Origin of the sequence: Microcystis sp. (assembly GCF_048564745.1) — a bacterium.
Lineage (GTDB): Bacteria > Cyanobacteriota > Cyanobacteriia > Cyanobacteriales > Microcystaceae > Microcystis > Microcystis ichthyoblabe_A.
The window spans coordinates 1-1,279 of the sequence record NZ_JBLZRT010000038.1; the positions used below are offsets into that span (position 1 = coordinate 1).

General features: G+C 31.0%; 1 protein-coding gene. It reads left to right on the plus strand.

The window, feature by feature from the left end:
• The first annotated feature begins 120 nt into the window (after positions 1–120).
• The gene (locus ACOCD9_RS06610; protein WP_287967987.1) at positions 121–1,056 is read left to right on the plus strand and encodes a hypothetical protein; all 936 of its coding nucleotides are present in this window, start codon (positions 121–123) and stop codon (positions 1,054–1,056) included.
• The last annotated feature ends 223 nt before the right edge of the window (positions 1,057–1,279 follow it).

Consider the following 1,279-nt stretch of genomic DNA (forward strand, 5'->3'; position numbering starts at 1 on the left):
TGGTCTTGGCTGTTTATATTTTAACCAATAAATTGCTGTATTGCAAGCATAGTGAGCTTTTAAAGATAAATTATTGTTTTATTGGTCAGCAATAATTGTCTGTTTTTTATTTAATTTTACATGACAAGTTCGGAGGAGCCACTTTCCCATAAACTTAATCAACGTTTAGTTTTAAATATTGATGATACTTTCAACACTTTAGCCCCGCTATTGTCCTGGTATCCTTATGGATTCAAATCACAAGCAACCCTGATTTATGGAAAACTTATCGATGGAAAAGTTGTCAGCCTTTTTAACTGTGATATCCAGAAAACAAAAATAGGAGAAAATCTGGTGAATTTGCAAGTAAATCCCGAATATATGCTTTTGTATGATATATATTTTCAGAACAATTATCTTTTAAATAAGGAAGACTTGAACAAATTTCAAAAATTAAGAGTTGATTTTTCTTCTTTAAATGAATGGGTAAAAATTAGTCCTTTAGACATGAAAAGTGAAATTTCATCCCCTGGAGAAATTAAGCAAGTCAAGGTTACTTACGAACAATTGCCAAATCTTAAGCTAGGAGTAATCAAAGAACTGGAACTGAGTATCTCTTTTGTCCCGATTTTTAATCTTAGCTCCACTGAAAGTGCTGATATTAAATATATAATTGGTCTTGAGATTGTCAATAAAAACTCAAGCAGTTTAGAAGATTGTAAAAACTTAGTTATCCAATTTCGTGATTTTCTTAGCTTTGCTACTTATTCTTCTAATCAAATTGTTTCAGTTCACGCTAGACATGATAAAACTGATAGCCAATACCCAGCTAAAATGACTCCGATTGAGATTATATGGAATGAAAGAAAACTGTCAAAAAATTCCGATTATGTCCATCATCGGTCAAAAATGCTGTTAACTTATGATAATGTTAAAGATGATTTGGAAAAAATTTTTCAAAACTGGATAGATAAGCGAGAGAAATTTAAAATTGTCTTTCAGGAACTATTAATAAATATTTATAATCCAGAATTGTATCTGGATTATAAATTTCTGAATATTAGACCTCTTGCATAATTTTTTTATGGTATAATATAAGGCTTTGCTTTTTTCTCAATTCTTAGATTGAAGTGGAAAAAAGAATAAAATGTGATCTTAGCCTGACAGGGGGACAAGAAGGCTGAAATCCATATAGCATAAGCTTTTCATGGTTTTAGCTCGAAAAAGTTCGCCGCACCATCTCTCACTTATTAATAATAATTCCTAGTAAGCTCGCTCCTATCCCTAATTCTTTCGTTAG